Source organism: Brucella pseudogrignonensis (genome assembly GCF_031454375.1).
In the GTDB taxonomy this organism is placed as follows: domain Bacteria; phylum Pseudomonadota; class Alphaproteobacteria; order Rhizobiales; family Rhizobiaceae; genus Brucella; species Brucella pseudogrignonensis_A.
Genome location: NZ_JAVDQT010000001.1, coordinates 980,844 through 995,458 on the forward strand (window position 1 = coordinate 980,844; position 14,615 = coordinate 995,458).

A 14,615-nucleotide genomic window follows, 5' to 3' on the forward strand; every position below is an offset into this window, starting at 1 on the left:
CGACCAATGGCGAAGGAAGCTATATCCGATTGGTCTGACGTTAAAAAGGTGGCTGCGCGCGGGTTCAAAGATGCGGTCGAAGCGCAGTCATTGGCAAGCATATTAGAAAGATCAAATCGCCCTACGGTCGTTGGCGGATTGAATTCACAAGGCGCAGGGCGGGCCGCGACGCTTCTCGTTCACGCCATGATAGCGCGATTGGTTTTGTTCGCTACTCGCGATATTGCCCCGTCTCGAAAAAAGAGCGACCTCACATTCGATGCTCTTTATCGCTTCTTAAATAGGTATGATTTTTCGGAATATTTGCCCGTTCCAGAGGACGCAGCAGACGTTCGCTTAGCCTTAGAATTGTTTAGCGAATATAAGAATGATCCAATCGCAAAGAAGCTTGTCCACTATAGAAACAAGTTCGTCGCGCATATTGCAATCCCGGAAATGGACGCGCCAATATTCCATGAATTATTTGATTGTGTTGATCGTGCGTCGTTGATTTGGGAGAAGCTTGCCAACGGAACCGGCGTATTCACAATGCTTGTATCCGATCAAGTCAAAGCCTACGAGGAAAGCGCCGATAAGCTATGGTCGCCGTGGGAGCAACGCCAAGCTAACGACTAGTCAATCTCTAATTCTGCACTAACTCACTTCCATAAAGGGAGACTGCGTTATGAGCACAATAAGAGACAAAATTTCAAAGCCAAGACATGACGGGAAATACCCAGATCGGAACATTGATTGCCAAGAAGCCGTTGCCGCAGGGGTTGTCGACTTAATCGAAGCTGCCGAAAATGCGGGCTGGTCGACGACAGAGGCGGCACGAGCAGTTAACGAAGTGTCGCACGGATTAATACAACAGGCTACGGGGCGCATTCCCGACGAATGAATGCCTAATGATCACGTTTGATCCAAGGCAGCCTAAAGCCATACGCTTTGGCTGCCTTTTTGTTAGCCTGCAAAAATTCTTCTGCGGTCCAACCGGCTTTCGAAAGTTTCGCTAGTGCTAAACCTGCATTCGACGTCTGTTTATCTTTTAGTTCTATTTTCATTTGATGCACCACGGCTCTCGCTTGCCCCGCCAAGGACGGGCCAGTTCTTCATTGATCAAGATTGAACCGACGTCAATCCCATCGACATAAATCGTCGCCAGCGTGCGGCCGTAACGATCTTTCATCCTGCCGGACTTCGGATCGCCTCTTTCCATTTCAAAGCCCGGCGACGAGAGTAATTCTTGCAATCGCCGCTTTGCAACTTCGCCGAGGCGGCGCTCGGCGTCGCACTTGGCGCTTTTTGTCTCCGGCGCATCGATGTTTGCAATTCTAACGCGTTCACTGCCTATATCAAACGTGTCGCCGTCAACAGCCTGCGGCGCGCTGGTCGCGATTGCTGCGGCTAAAAATATCTCAATCATGAAATCCCCCGATTAATATCCCCTAGCGGACTTAGCCAGCGGGGCGCCAACAGCCCCCGCCCCTGAATTGCTTGGCAGATCGAAAAGCAAACGAACTCGCCTCGATCCGCATTGAGGGCAGCGCATGCGCTCTTGCAAAAACGTGATCGGCATATCTCGCCCCCGCGTGCAGACGAGCGTTTGAACGTCAAGCTCCGTGCTAAACAAGCATTCGCGAACCGACTTCATTGCGTCTCTTTTACCCCACGCGCACCGCATTTTGATGCGGACGCTATGCGTGTAGGCGTCTCCTAATGTCTCAATCTGCATGAGAACATCATGAGAACAAAAATCGCTACCCTGTCAAGCGAGGCTTTATTAGAAATATGTGAATGCGCGCTCTCGAAAGTAGAGACTTAGAACGGATTACTTAATGTTTTATCGAGGTTAGCGGGATACATGACGCCGCGAAGAATTGTTCCGCCTTCCCCAAATTTTTTATAAGCCTCTCGGCAGTCCCAAGTTTTCCCGAAATCATCGTTTATCTGCTCGGCCGCTTGATTATATGCATCGAGATCAGCCTCATTCTGATTAATTGGAGCTCCCGCCTTAAGCTGGTAGACGTCCCAAACCAGATCAAAAGTTGTGTGACGCATGAAAAACTCCCGACCACAATGTACTTGAATTGGCGTCGCCCAAGCCAGAATATCGGTTGCGATGTGCCTTGGAGAGAAAATCATTAGCGACTTACTCTGTGCCGGGGTTACAGCAAGCAAAGAGATTGCTACGATCGAGAACGCTTTTAATTTCATTATTCCGCCCACCATTTAATCCATGGCAAGCATGTTTGAGCAGTTATGCGCAAAACGTCAAGTTGATCTCGATTTACGTACCCGCTTAGGCTTGGCCGTCTGCTGTCCTACGTATTTTGCCGCGTTGAGATAAACACCCACGTCGAGAGCGTCGGATTGCGCCGGGCGCTCTGCGACAGGCCTCCCGTCGAACCACCCCTCGATCTCGGCCGTCTGTTTGTATCGGTACTTTGCACCGAACTCCTCCCGCGTCAGGAAGGCGCGCGGCTGGTAGGGGTCATATGCCCGAACCGGCTCAAGCGCCCGTTGCTGATCCTTGCTCGCCTTAGAATAAGGACGGCTGTTTTTCACTGCCTTCGCTCCTCGTTTCTTCCTTGGTATCCGTCGCGTCGATTAAGCAATCCGGGACCAGATATGACGATCCGTTTACATCGATCAGCGACGAGTAAGCGTTGCGCTCGACAATCTTCCCGGTTTTAGGATTGCTGCCGTAGCAATCCCGGAAACTTACGGTCTGGCCGACTTGATAGGACATATCAGGAAGCCGCCAGATTGAGGGAGTAGATGCTTGCGGCACAAAACGCCGCAAACACGATTGCAATAACGTGATAGCTCACGAACATATTGAGCGCGTCGCTTACGCGCCGGGCGTAATAAACCCGCTCGAGCGCATGTCTCATTCTCTTGCGCGGGAAGTGCGTCCACCAAAAGCAAAAGACGAGGAAGCTCAACTCGGCGAGGAGGATCAAAGAAATATATTTCATTCCTTGACCTCAATGGCTGCGCGCGCGAATTGGCAAAGAATGGTTATTTTATGATTGTCGGAAACCACGCGTGGGTGACTGAGCAGTTTTGATAAATTCGGATGATCCTGTCGCCATTTTTCGGCACCTTGATCACAGTAGCCGGCTATCGCATCCAAAGCCTTTTCAGTCGCCGCGAGTTGAGTTTCCAGAGCTTCATTTTTCTGGTCGGTGTTCTTCATATGGCGAAAGTATTTTTGAGCAAATCCGTCCACGCGCTCAACTAATTCCTCCAATTCCTTAACCCGCGCAGTCAGCGCCGCGTTGTCGGCTTCGAGATTGGCATCGCGCAAACGATTTGCCGCAACTTCTACAGCGTGCCAGTCGCGACGGCTGATTGCAGCATGTAAATCTTGGATCATTGTCATTTGCCGAACCCCTCAAGCGCTTTACGTGCAATGTCAGATGGGTGTTCGCACCCTTCTCGGATCATCATCAAAGCGATACCGTAGGCGTCTGTTTGCGCCCGTTCCGCCGCAATGATGGCCTCGGACTGTGAGAAAAGTACGTAATCTCCTTCACTATTCGGCTCCATTTCGTCGTGCCAGTTCATCCCGTACCGATCCAATTCAGCAATCCGGTTAACTTCAGGCATCTGCATCGCTGCCTCCTGTCGGGCGGGTGGCCGACGCTCCCGGTGAGGCTGCGAGGCCGAGGAAAGTGAGAATGCGTTTAGCGTTTTCGCGTGCGTAAGCCTGCACGTCACTTGGCTGCAAGCGGACAAATCCGCCTTCGCGCTTGCCCTCGTCGTTCTCGTGTTCCGGCCATGATGCGCCATGAACAGGGTTTAGATCGAAATCAAATTCGTCGCATAGGTACGCGGCAAGTTCGTCAACGGTCTTGCGCCGACCCGCTACAGGCTGAGACGAGAGGGCGCGGACCTGATCTTGAAGCCACGACATGGTGTTTCCAAGTGCGCAAAGGTCTTTGTAAATCGCCGCTTTACATTCGGTGTCTTCGGTTGCGTCAAGCTCGTCAGCCAAAAACGCGGACCCGGTCCACTCAAAACACTTGTGCTGTGCGTCAACAAGCTCGCTGATGACTTCCTCCAACGCCTGCGCGCGTGGGGATGGGGCTGGGTAGCCGAAGTCCTTGAGAGCAAAATCGCGGTTCGCCTGCTTTTCGTGGTCGAATGCAGTCAATAGCCATTGCGGTTCCGGGTGCCATTCTGTCGATCCATACCAAGGCTTGATCGGCGTGATAGTACGGATCGAGTTTTCACCACGGTAGTTCGTATAGGAAATTTTGATCGGCTCTATAGCGAGATCAGCCGTCACGATCTCCGACCAATCTCCCCGGCCCGTTTCGCTATCTACGAAATCAGCGAGGGCGTCACACAGGCGCACGAAAGAAACTTCAATTTTCTCGCCCGGCATTCCCGGCCAAAATCCGTGCTTTGCGATAAACCAGTCCTTAAAGCCTTTCATAGCCTTGCCTCCGATGCCGTCGAATTGTTGCGATAGTCTTGTGCGCGCGGGCGGCCTGCAAACGTGTATCCAAAGCCTGCACCGCCGGGGATGCGCCACCCTTGAAGACGTAAGAATTTAATATCCCGATAGATCGTTCGCGGCGTTACCTGCAAAAGTTCTGCAAGGTCGTCGGAGGTATGGCGTCCCCCGTCCTCAATGGCTCCAACGAGCTTCAAAAGACGTTCGCATTTCCGCAAAGCTCGGCCGTCAGATTGAGCTAAACTGTTCAATTGAACTCTCCTAAAAATGGAATGTTTCGCTATCAAGCAAGTCGGCGCGCGTGAGGCCGTCCGTCCCGGCGATCGGGGCGTCGATGGAAACATTTTTGAATTGGTCAAACTGCCGGTTGTAGGCTGCAACGCACTTCTTCACGGCGTCTTTGAGCTTGTTAAACGCGACCTTATTTTGTAGGGCTAATTCGACAACGGCCGCGATAACGTCCATCTTTGCAGACGGTTGCAGATAGCCGGGGACTAAAGGACGAATAGCCGCTTTGAGATCATTCGGCTTCTCTTGCGCCATTGTCTTAGTCTTCACGCGCCAATATCGCAGACGTGCAGCCGCCCGGTTGCCTTCAACCGATCTTGGTTTTGACTGAAACCCCGTCTTCTCGCCCCACTCTTTTCTATATTTGGCGCGGTAAGCTCGACGAGCGGGATCGGCGTTTATATTGGCCCTCTCTCGGGCGCGTGCCGCCAAGTGCTTTTTGCGGTTTTTCTTTTTCCACTTAACTTGACTGGCATACGCCTTTTCTTTGTTCGCAGCGCGCCATTCCCGGCGCTTCGCCTTGTGCTGCTCGTAAAGTCGAGCAATCTCGGCTCCCGCATCTTCGGGGTCCAATAAGCGAAGTTCTTCGATTTTCTTTTTCGACAACCTAAGCAATGTCGCGGCCCTCCGCTTTTGCAATTGCCTCTTTCATCGTGTCGAGGTGTTTCTTAACTGCACCGGCCTTGTAAGCCGGGTCATCCAAGGCATCTTCGACAAAGGGCAGCGCTGCATAAACAGCTTCGAGAAGATCGGGCGCAGCCGAGCCGAGCTTCGCATCTTCCGGACGCTCAAACACCGCGACTAACTTGCGGCCGCGCCCCTCGTCTTTCGCCCGGAAATTCGAGAAAACGCGCAGACTTTCATCCGCCTGCACTTGCTCGCGCACTTCCTTCGACCAGCGCCGTGTTGTTGCAGTAGAAAGCAATACGCCTTGGGACCACGGCCCCGGAGTTGCTGACGATCCGCTCATCCTACCGCCCTCACCGGCAAATCATCCAAGCGCGCAAAGCCGTCGACGTAACGAAGAACAGCACCATTGCGCAGGAAGATTGCGAACTCGTCGCGGTTATCAGACCAGCGGAAACCCTCAACTTGCGGATGACCACATGCAACGATTGCGGCTTCGTCCGCCTGCATAAATGCAAGCCTTGAGTATGCCTGTTCGGCCGTCTCATGATTGTTGAGTTCTTCGACCAGAAGCCGACGCACTGCCTCGACTTCGGCTTCAATGCCCTTCGCGGCCATGTAATTGAGCAACCGGGCGTGAAGATCGATCGGCAGATTATAAACGCGCCGAATGGTTGAGCCGCCTCGCGCTTGAAGGTGGTCGCTTACGGTTGAGACAAGACTATCCATTTCAAGCCCCCTTCGTTGAAACGATTGCGCGCTGACGATTGTCGAAAGCGTCCAATTCTTCGGGGTGCCAAAAATTACGCCGGCGGATATTGAGGGGTTTCGGGAAGCCGAGAGTTTCATCGCGCGACCACTTGATAAGTGTCTGCGCTGTCACGCCGTAGCGTTTCCTCACATCGGGGCCGGTCAAGTATCGCACTTGTGCCATTTCAGATTTCCTTTAGGCAAAGCTTCGCCGTGGCGCTGGATGCGCAATAAATCGACGGCGATGTTTCAGAGAGTGAGTGCCTGGCCTATTCGGCGGGCGTATAGATTTGGTGCTGCCAGCTTTCTTGCCAGAACGCGACGACCTCGTCGCCGATCAGAAGGCCGACGCGAATATCAAGGCGACTGCCGTAGGAATGAGCGTAGCAATTGCCCGGCTCAAAGTTCCGGATAGCTACCGGAGAGACTTCAAGAACGACATGCGGAACGCCCTTATTGTCATAGATCGATGTTGGCTTCGGGGTGACAATGTCCCCTGCCTTGAACTTGCAGCGATCCTGATAAGCTGCGCTCGCCTCGCGAAGCGTTGCGATTTGGGCTTCTGGCAAAGGACGCTTTAGCGCCTGCCTGCGCTGATCTCGGCCGCTAATATCAACTTCAAAAACTTGCATTGTGATTGCCTCGTGGTGGTTAAGCATTCGGGAGGCCGACCTAAGTCGGAAGGCTCACCTAATGGCTTCTGCCTCGTTGATAGATTTCTGGAGTTTTACCAATGCCGCATTTTGTAGGGGGGATTGTCCAAGCGCCGTGACAGCCATTTGCCAATCGACAAGCAACTCTTTCGCGGCCAAGAGAAGACGCTCATTAATGCTTTCAGGAACCACGGGCGCAGGGAACGCAGCCTCTAACGTTTCGAGAATTAGGGCGTTGGAAGATAGATTTCGTGCTTTGGCGTGCCCCTTAATACGATCTCGTAATCCATCAGGCATCCGAACATTAAACTTGTCGGTGGCTTGGGCGCCTTTTTCGTAGATTTTTATCATGTTGCTATCTCTCATCTAAGCATTTGAAAAACCCGCCCCTGACTGGAGGGAAAGAGACGGGAAACTGAAAGGCTCAAGCGTTTCGAGCCGCCTCATAGAGAGGGTGACCGGGCATTAAGCGGATGCTGTCAGCCTCGAAATAGTCCTCGCGCATATCGCTATTGTTTTCGATTTTGAGCGCTTCTGTCATGCACTCGGGAAAGCGCGACCGGCCACGAGGACGCAGCTTGATTAACTCGGCTGGCACACCCGCTACCCATGGACCTTTACAAATGCTGATCCCGGCGCGTGTTCCAGCGACAGTCAAGAAACGACCGTTTGAACTGATTTTCATTTGCTTATTCTCTCTAACTGGATCGGCATAAAATCAACTGGTGTGATTGTTAAAATACAGATTATTTCTAACTACACAATAGCAAAGTTAGATTTTTTCTTACTTTTTTAACAAGGCAAATCACCTGCAAATCAGTCAGCTAGAAATGCCTATCCAATCTCAAGAGGCAGCGAGGCCACGTGAGGCTAACCGGACACAAACGACAACCAGCCGGACAAATCAGGCTCTCAACCGGACAAAAACACATATCTAAGCGGACATTAGAATGTCCGGCAGTCCATATACCTATTTAAAAACAATCGTTTAATACAATGTCCGGCAACAATCGCTCAATCCACAGCCGGACAATCGAGGCGGACAAATTTATTTTCATATGTCCGGCAAATCGAAAAGCACCTAATCCGACAAACACTTAGCCGCGTTACAGTATGTCCGGCATCGTGTCCGGTTAGCACAAGTGCGAAAATATCTACTTGACGAGTGAGACAATTTTGCTGTTTCTCTCGCGTTAACACGATGGACGGCGTCGCGCGGATCGTAGAGAACAGACGAGAGCGAGACGACGAGAGGCAACAAGCCTCTCGGAGAGACGAGCGATCTAGTAAGTTTATTATTGATCACTCATTCCAATGTGGAATTTGAATAATTGAGTTTTGATAACGTATGCGAGCGCGCGAATTGCCTGACGGCAACGCGCGTTTTTTCATGCTGTCTTGGCGGGTGGTCGAATGTCAAAAATCATCATCACGGCAGACGGCGCATATAAAAGATTTGGTAAGGCACTGGAAGCGATTGGCAACCGCGATGCCAGACGGGTATTTTCCCGCGCACTGAACCGTGGTGGTGATCAAGGTCGAACGCAAGTTAAGCGCTCTCTCGTTTCGCAGACCGGCATCAAATACGGCATGATCAACAAGGCCGTTAAAACTGTCCGCTCTCACCCGAACAAACTTGAATACTCGCTGATCGCTGACGGCACCGAAACTAACCTGAACTTATTCGGCGCTCGCCAAGGCAAGAAAGGTGTCAGCGCTGCACCTTGGAAAAAGCGCAGGGTTTTTAAATCGACCTTCATCGTGCCCGGGTATGAGGGGCGAGTGTTCAAACGTGTAGGCAATGAGCGCGGACCACTCGAACCCCTGTTCGGACCGAACATCGCTCGAGAGATCGTCAAGGATAAGACCAAGGATGCGTGGCAGGCAGTAGCCCCCTTCGTCATGAGCCGCGTCGAACATGAACTCATGCGTCTGTTCAAGTTCACCTAAGCCGAAAGCACGAAAACCCTCAAATTTGACTCAGGACGAGCGATAACGCTCGGACGTCAAATCGATATGTCGATGCTATCGAACGCATCAGGCGACCCCTCTATGAGGGCAGGCACCCCCACCCCGATAGGGACCGTACCCCTAGGGCAAGCCATGCGATGCCGCCGCAGCCCCAAATTCGAGCGTTTTTCAGATTTTGAAAATCGCAGTTTGCTTTGCATTTTGAGGACAATCCCAAATGGCAAAAAAGGCCACTCCAAAAGCCCTAACGCCCGCAGTTCTCGGCCTCACGGGCGAAGAATTGCTTTCGACGAGTGGGGCTTCCTCATTGTTGGGAGTTACAGCGCAATGGCTTCGTCAACTATCGGCGAATGGCTACGTTCCTACAGCCGTCAAAGGCAAATACCCACTGGTCGCTGTTGTTCAAGGATATATCCGCTCACTCAAAGACGAGGAGCGGCGATCAACAAAATCGGCCGCTGATAACGGCCTGAAAGCCGCGCGACAGCGAGAAGTAGAACTCCGCATCGCCAAAGAGGAAGGCCGTCTCGTCGACATGGACGACGTCGAGGCCGTGATTTCCAGCATCTTAGCAACACTCCGCGCAGAACTTGCCGGACTTCCTGCGTCAGTCACGCGTGATGTGAAGCTTCGCGAGGAGATTGAGAAGGGTCTAAATGGCGCGTTTGCTCGATCACAAAGCAAGTTCCAAGAGGCAAGCGAGGCTTTACAGTCTGGCGGCGATCCTTTGGGAACCGACGGAGAGGACGACACCTGATCGTTGGGGCGCAGAAAACCGCGTCTATCCACCTACGACCGGCAAGCCGGGTCCGCGCGATCCCATGCTTACGCCATACATTATCGATTTTGAACGCGGGTTTGATGATCATCGATACAAACGGAACGTTCTTGTAATCGGCGCGCAGTCCGGCAAAACAGAAAGCTTTCTCGATGTAATCGGATCACGATGCGACACGCGTCCCGTTCCGATCCTTTATGTCGGCCCATCACGCGAATTTCTAACTGACCAGTTTGAACCTCGCTTGATGGGCCTGTTTGACGAGGCACCAAAGCTCAAGAAAAAGCTCGCTCGTGGAAAGCGGATGAAGAAAACGCTTAAACGAGTGGCGGGCGTAACCGTCCGCCTTGCACACGCTGGCTCGTCAACCGCGCTCAAATCTGATCCGGCGGGCCTCGCCCTCGTCGATGAATACGACGAAATGCTTTCAAACATCAAAGGACAAGGCGATCCACTCGGCCTCGTAGAAGCTCGCGGCATCACATATGCGGACTTCATGACCGGGATAACGTCTACGCCGTCTAAAGGAATGGTTGAAACCGAAATGGACCCGGACAGTGGCCTTGAGTTTTGGGGCGTTGCTCCTTCCGAAGACGTGGCGTCACCGATTTGGAGGCTTTGGCAAGAAGGCACTCGGCACCATTGGTCTTGGCGTTGTCCGCATTGCCAAGAATGGTTTGTCCCGAGGTTTAAGTGCTTATCGTGGCCCAAGACTGCCACGCCCGCGCAAGCGCGGCGCGACGCTATTCTCGAATGCCCGCGAAACGGATGCGTTATCGAAAATAGCGACAAAGAGGAAATGAACGCGCATGGCGTGTTCGTTGCGCCGGGTCAGACGATCGACGAGAATGGAAACGTTGTCGGTGATCCGCCCGATACAACGACGCTCTCGTTTTGGGTTTCGGGCCTAGCCTCCCCGTTCGTCTCTTTTGGCGAACGGGCGGAAGCGTACTTGAAAGCTCTTGCGTCGGGGGAAACTGATAAGGTCCAAACCGCAATTAATGCCGGGTTCGGTGAGGTTTATACACCCGGCGGCGGCGATGTTCCGGAATGGGAAGAAGTTGCAAAACTAAAAGCACCTTACCTGCCCCGGACTTTGCCGGAGCAAGCCGTTTTCTTGACGGCCGGTGTGGACGTGCAGAAAAATCGGTTGCCTTTCGTAATTCGAGCATGGGGACCGCGCGCAACTTCTTGGCTCGTTGATAGCGGCGATTTATGGGGTGAAACTTCCCAACCGGAAGTGTGGAACGATCTTGCCGACCTCTTAACCGATCCTATCGACGGCCTGCCGATAAGGCTGGCATTCGTGGACAGTGGTTTTCGTCCGGGAAAGAAATTCTCTGTCCCGGAAAATCGGGTCTATGAATTCGCTCGCCGTTTTCCGCGCTTTGTTTTTCCAACCAAGGGACGGAGAACGCAGTCGAAGCCGATCATTCAGTCGAAAATCGAGGTTAAGACCGACGGTAAAGCTGCGAAGTACGGTTTAACGCTGCATTTGCTCGACACCGATCATTGGAAAAGTTGGGTTCACGAACGATTGCGCTATCCACACTTTACTGGAGACGGACGTCCAGCGCTCGGCGCTTGGCATCTGCATAGCAAAACCGATGATGCTTACTGTCAGCAAATCGTGAGCGAGGCCCGGACGACTTCGCCGTCTGGTACGCCAGTATGGGTTCCCCGGTCTCGTGAAAATCACTTTCTCGACTGTGAAGCATTGGCTTCCGCCGCTGCTTATCAACTCAACGCGCACAGACTAGGCCCAAATGCTCGACGCAGGGACGAAACAGATGGGCCGCAAATCGCGGTTCCCGATGCAAACGGAAAGCCGCAGGAAACGAAAGGGTCGAAGTTCGACCGCATCGCTTCAATTGCGGCTCGATTTAACGGGCTGTGATGATGAACGCACAAACAAAACCGCGTATTCGCGTCGGAACGGACGGGACAATAATAGGCGCTGTTCCGCAGACGTCACCCCAGCATTCGGCGGAATATTTTCGTTCCCCGGGCAGTGGTGGCGCTGCGGCACTGTTTGCTTGGCGTCCCGCACTTCGTGACGCGCGGGACGACGTTGCGAAATCCTACTTAGAGGCCGCAGCTCGTGCGATTGATGCCCTTCATAATTCCGGCTGGATTGCCGGAGCAATTGAACAGGCTGTCGCAAGCACAATAGGAACAGGGCTTAGACTTTCGCCTCGACCGGATCGTATTGCCCTCGGGTGGGACGAGAAACAGGCGAACGAATGGACAAGCCATGTCGAACGCCGCTGGATATTGTGGAGCGATAACCCGGTCGAATGCGACGCCGCAGGCAAGCACACGATGGGCGAGCTTACGGCGATGGAGCTTAAGACGTGGTACGCTTATGGCGAAACGACGGGTTTGCTCCCGTCCATTCGCCGAAGCCTTTCGCAGTCCAGAACAAAGGTTCAATTGGTTCTCCCGCACCGACTGGTGCAGGACACAGAACCGTTGTCTAAGCTCTATCAGGGGGTGAAAACGGACGACTTCGGTTTTCCGCTCTCATACCGCTTCATGCGCGACGGGGTATTCCGGCACACTGTCGATATTGCCGCGCGTGATGGAATGGGGCGACCGCAGGTTTTTCATATCTACCAAGGCGCACCGGGACAAATTCGCGGCATAACGCCGTTCGCTCCGATCCTCCGCGTTCTTCGTCAGTATGATCAGCTTGCAGATGCGACCCTAACCGCAGCGCTTATCCAGTCAATATTTGCGGCCACGGTTGAAAGTGAAGCGCCCACCGAAGCACTTTTGCAGGCTTTGCAAGACCCGACAGAGCAGGACGGAGCCGCTGGAAGTCCTGCCGAGAGCTTATTTGGTTTTAAGCAAGCTTGGTACAACCAGACAAAAATTGACCTCGGGGTCGGCGGGCGTATCGCCCATCTGTTCCCGGGTGAAAAACTTACGATGAACCGCTCGGAGCATCCTAACGACACGTACGAGGCTTTCACCAAGTTTCTTCTGCGAGAAATAGCGGCCTGCCTCGGCATGACTGTGGAAACTCTCACAGGAGATTACACCGGAGCAACGTATTCGTCAGTTCGTATGTCTACAGCAGAAAAATGGCCCATCACTCTTTCGCGCCGAGCCAATATCTGCGGTCGCTTTTTGCAGCATGTATATGAGGCATGGCTTGAAGAAGAAATCGAGCGTGGGACAATCCCTTTTCCCGGCGGATCACGAGCGTTTAGGGCGCAGCGTGCGGAAGCCTGTTCGGCCGACTGGAGAGGCCCTCCTAAACCACAAGCTGACGACCTTAAATCAGCTAAAGCTCAGGAGATTTACAAGCGAATTGGCGTCGCCTCCGACGAAATGATTTGCAACGACCTCGGGGTAGATTGGGAGGACGTCTACGATCAAAGGGCAAGAGAGGCTGCGAAACGTGCGCAACTTGGTCTCCCTGACGGCGACACAATGACACCAGACCCGGTCGGCGACGCTCTTATAACTCAGGATGAAAAGTAATGACGGACGTTATCGGGCTTCCAGAAAGCATAGATTGGGACAACCCTTGCGCCCGGGCCAAAGCATTGAAAGATGCTTATTACGATCGTCTAGCGGGCGGAACGGCGCAGCGCGTCCGCTTCCGTCATGGGGAAAATGAACAGGAAGTGCAAACTTCTGTTCTTCAAGGCAACCTCTCAATCCTTCGGCGAGAAATGCAAGACGCAGAAGACGAGTGCCGCAAGCTTAACGGCCTTCCGCCGATAAACCGCCGGTTCGCAATCGTCGGCGGCACGCGTCGCCGTTAAATCAAAAGGAACATCACCATGCCAGCAACGCGCGCCCTCCGGGCGGCGCTTGCGGAGCCATGGGCGATCACAGCCGAAGGGCTTGAACTCGTCCTCTCCGTTGCCGCACGCGAAAACGACGTGTCGATAGAGGCTCTTGAAGCTTATCGCGCCGAGCATGTCCCGACCGCTGAACGTCTCACTCGTCGCGGAGGGGTGGCCGTTCTTGACGTTCGTGGACCACTGGTCAGCCGCGCAAATCTTTTTACAGCCATATCCGGAGCAACGTCCTACGACGTTTTGCGGCGTGACCTTCAAGCATCGCTTGATGATCCGTCGATCCGGGCGATTGTAATGTCTTACGACACTCCCGGCGGCTCGGTCACAAATGTTGACGAGTTAGCGAAAGCCGTTCGTGCTGGAAAGGCGATTAAGCCGATTGTCGCGTATGTCGGCGGTTCGGCAGCGTCAGCAGGATACTGGCTTGCGTCTCAGTCATCGGAAATCGTGATCGCCGATACAGCCATACTCGGTTCAATCGGCGTCCGCGCAGCGTTGCAGGACACCAGCAAAAAAGACGCCGAGGCCGGTCGTATCGAGTTCATTTCTTCGCAATCACCGGGGAAGCGAACGGACCTTTCAACCGATGAAGGGCGAGCACGTATTCAGCGAACGATTGACGCTCTCGCCGAAGTATTCATCGCCACGGTCGCAGACGGCCGAGGCGTAAAGCCCGACGACGTGATCGCCGAATTTGGCGGCGGCGACGTGCTTATAGGATCGGCCGCAGTAGCGGCCGGAATGGCTGATCGTATCGGCAGTTTCGAGGCGGTCATCAAAGAAATGGACGGGCGATCCCCCTCCTCAACCTCCCACTTCAGGAGCAATGCTATGAATGAAACAATGATCGCTCGCGCGGACCATGATGCCGCCGTAGCAACGGCCCGAACAGAAGGCCAGACAATCGGAGAAAAGGCGGGAGCGACCGCTGAACGCGCCCGCATTCAGGCTATTTTAACCATGCCGGAAGCCAAGGGGCGCGAAGCATCCGCGATGCACCTTGCCTTTACGACCGATCTTTCAGCCGAAACCGCAAAAGGCGTGCTGACCGGACTTGTGGCCTCGAAGTCAGAGCCGGAAAACGATCCGGACGATGAAAGCCAGCCGCAAGGACAGCGCTCGCAGGACGCTCCCGGCGGCCTCGTTCTATTCGACCCGCAAGGCGATCGCCCGCAGACGGGAGCCGAGAAAGCTAAAAGCATGTGGAGCAAGACCATCGAAAAGGTCAACGCTCGTTCTGGATTTTAATTCAGGCGGGCCGACTTAGTCCCTCGCCTCCATAAATC

24 protein-coding genes are annotated in these 14,615 nt (G+C 53.6%); 8 read left to right on the plus strand and 16 right to left on the minus strand.

Going from position 1 to position 14,615, the window contains the following annotated elements; genetic code table 11:
* Positions 1-6 precede the first annotated feature (6 nt).
* A complete protein-coding gene (locus J2782_RS04900; protein WP_310010470.1) occupies positions 7-615 on the plus strand; it encodes an AbiU2 domain-containing protein in 609 nt (202 codons plus the stop codon).
* 49 nt (positions 616-664) lie between these two features.
* Positions 665-880, plus strand: a complete 216-nt coding sequence (locus J2782_RS04905) for a hypothetical protein (RefSeq protein ID WP_310010471.1) — start codon at positions 665-667, stop codon at positions 878-880.
* Between the two features lie 159 nt (positions 881-1,039).
* Here the strand turns inward: J2782_RS04905 and J2782_RS04910 are convergent, their stop codons facing one another.
* The 16 genes from J2782_RS04910 to J2782_RS04985 all read right to left on the minus strand — a co-directional run bounded on the left by J2782_RS04910 (position 1,040) and on the right by J2782_RS04985 (position 7,450).
* Positions 1,040-1,405 carry a thermonuclease family protein gene (locus J2782_RS04910; RefSeq protein ID WP_310010473.1) on the minus strand — a complete coding sequence of 122 codons (366 nt, stop codon included), beginning with the start codon at positions 1,403-1,405 and terminating at the stop codon, positions 1,040-1,042.
* A 395-nt stretch (positions 1,406-1,800) separates the two neighbouring features.
* Positions 1,801-2,196: a hypothetical protein gene (locus J2782_RS04915; RefSeq protein ID WP_310010474.1), complete on the minus strand. Its 396-nt coding sequence runs from the start codon at positions 2,194-2,196 to the stop codon at positions 1,801-1,803.
* A gap of 57 nt (positions 2,197-2,253) precedes the next feature.
* Entirely contained in the window at positions 2,254-2,547 is a 294-nt protein-coding gene (locus J2782_RS04920; RefSeq protein ID WP_310010475.1) for a hypothetical protein, read from the minus strand.
* On the minus strand, positions 2,522-2,731 hold the full coding sequence (locus J2782_RS04925; protein ID WP_310010476.1) for a hypothetical protein: 210 nt from the start codon (positions 2,729-2,731) through the stop codon (positions 2,522-2,524). The genes J2782_RS04920 and J2782_RS04925 overlap by 26 nt, the downstream gene beginning before the upstream one ends.
* A 1-nt stretch (position 2,732) precedes the next feature.
* Complete coding sequence (locus J2782_RS04930; protein ID WP_310010477.1) at positions 2,733-2,960, minus strand: hypothetical protein; 228 nt, start codon at positions 2,958-2,960, stop codon at positions 2,733-2,735.
* Positions 2,957-3,367, minus strand: coding sequence for a hypothetical protein (locus J2782_RS04935; RefSeq protein WP_310010478.1), 411 nt, complete (start codon positions 3,365-3,367; stop codon positions 2,957-2,959). Before J2782_RS04935 ends, J2782_RS04930 begins: the two co-directional genes overlap by 4 nt.
* Positions 3,364-3,600, minus strand: a complete 237-nt coding sequence (locus J2782_RS04940; protein ID WP_310010479.1) for a hypothetical protein — start codon at positions 3,598-3,600, stop codon at positions 3,364-3,366. Before J2782_RS04940 ends, J2782_RS04935 begins: the two co-directional genes overlap by 4 nt.
* On the minus strand, positions 3,587-4,426 hold the full coding sequence (locus tag J2782_RS04945) for a hypothetical protein (protein WP_310010480.1): 840 nt from the start codon (positions 4,424-4,426) through the stop codon (positions 3,587-3,589). The genes J2782_RS04940 and J2782_RS04945 overlap by 14 nt, the downstream gene beginning before the upstream one ends.
* A complete protein-coding gene (locus J2782_RS04950; protein ID WP_310010481.1) occupies positions 4,423-4,698 on the minus strand; it encodes an HTH domain-containing protein in 276 nt (91 codons plus the stop codon). The genes J2782_RS04945 and J2782_RS04950 overlap by 4 nt, the downstream gene beginning before the upstream one ends.
* Before the next feature lie 10 nt (positions 4,699-4,708).
* Complete coding sequence (locus J2782_RS04955) at positions 4,709-5,350, minus strand: hypothetical protein (RefSeq protein ID WP_310010482.1); 642 nt, start codon at positions 5,348-5,350, stop codon at positions 4,709-4,711.
* Complete coding sequence (locus J2782_RS04960) at positions 5,343-5,705, minus strand: hypothetical protein (RefSeq protein ID WP_310010483.1); 363 nt, start codon at positions 5,703-5,705, stop codon at positions 5,343-5,345. The genes J2782_RS04955 and J2782_RS04960 overlap by 8 nt, the downstream gene beginning before the upstream one ends.
* Entirely contained in the window at positions 5,702-6,091 is a 390-nt protein-coding gene (locus tag J2782_RS04965) for a hypothetical protein (RefSeq protein WP_310010484.1), read from the minus strand. Before J2782_RS04965 ends, J2782_RS04960 begins: the two co-directional genes overlap by 4 nt.
* A 1-nt stretch (position 6,092) precedes the next feature.
* Positions 6,093-6,296 carry a helix-turn-helix transcriptional regulator gene (locus J2782_RS04970; protein ID WP_310010485.1) on the minus strand — a complete coding sequence of 68 codons (204 nt, stop codon included), beginning with the start codon at positions 6,294-6,296 and terminating at the stop codon, positions 6,093-6,095.
* Between the two features lie 85 nt (positions 6,297-6,381).
* Entirely contained in the window at positions 6,382-6,744 is a 363-nt protein-coding gene (locus J2782_RS04975) for a hypothetical protein (RefSeq protein ID WP_310010487.1), read from the minus strand.
* A 54-nt stretch (positions 6,745-6,798) separates the two neighbouring features.
* On the minus strand, positions 6,799-7,116 hold the full coding sequence (locus J2782_RS04980) for an Arc family DNA-binding protein (protein ID WP_310010488.1): 318 nt from the start codon (positions 7,114-7,116) through the stop codon (positions 6,799-6,801).
* A gap of 73 nt (positions 7,117-7,189) precedes the next feature.
* Positions 7,190-7,450, minus strand: a complete 261-nt coding sequence (locus J2782_RS04985; protein WP_310010489.1) for a hypothetical protein — start codon at positions 7,448-7,450, stop codon at positions 7,190-7,192.
* A gap of 728 nt (positions 7,451-8,178) precedes the next feature.
* Between J2782_RS04985 and J2782_RS04990 the strand changes: the two genes are divergently transcribed.
* The 6 genes from J2782_RS04990 (at position 8,179) to J2782_RS05015 (ending at position 14,577) form a co-directional block, all read left to right on the plus strand.
* A complete protein-coding gene (locus J2782_RS04990; RefSeq protein WP_310010490.1) occupies positions 8,179-8,715 on the plus strand; it encodes a hypothetical protein in 537 nt (178 codons plus the stop codon).
* 238 nt (positions 8,716-8,953) lie between these two features.
* On the plus strand, positions 8,954-9,493 hold the full coding sequence (locus tag J2782_RS04995; protein WP_310010491.1) for a hypothetical protein: 540 nt from the start codon (positions 8,954-8,956) through the stop codon (positions 9,491-9,493).
* Positions 9,393-11,411 carry a terminase gpA endonuclease subunit gene (locus J2782_RS05000; RefSeq protein WP_310010492.1) on the plus strand — a complete coding sequence of 673 codons (2,019 nt, stop codon included), beginning with the start codon at positions 9,393-9,395 and terminating at the stop codon, positions 11,409-11,411. Before J2782_RS04995 ends, J2782_RS05000 begins: the two co-directional genes overlap by 101 nt.
* A 2-nt stretch (positions 11,412-11,413) precedes the next feature.
* Complete coding sequence (locus J2782_RS05005) at positions 11,414-13,003, plus strand: phage portal protein (protein WP_310010493.1); 1,590 nt, start codon at positions 11,414-11,416, stop codon at positions 13,001-13,003.
* A complete protein-coding gene (locus tag J2782_RS05010; protein WP_310010494.1) occupies positions 13,003-13,290 on the plus strand; it encodes a hypothetical protein in 288 nt (95 codons plus the stop codon). The genes J2782_RS05005 and J2782_RS05010 overlap by 1 nt, the downstream gene beginning before the upstream one ends.
* An 18-nt stretch (positions 13,291-13,308) precedes the next feature.
* Entirely contained in the window at positions 13,309-14,577 is a 1,269-nt protein-coding gene (locus J2782_RS05015; protein ID WP_310010495.1) for a S49 family peptidase, read from the plus strand.
* Positions 14,578-14,615: the final 38 nt, after the last annotated feature.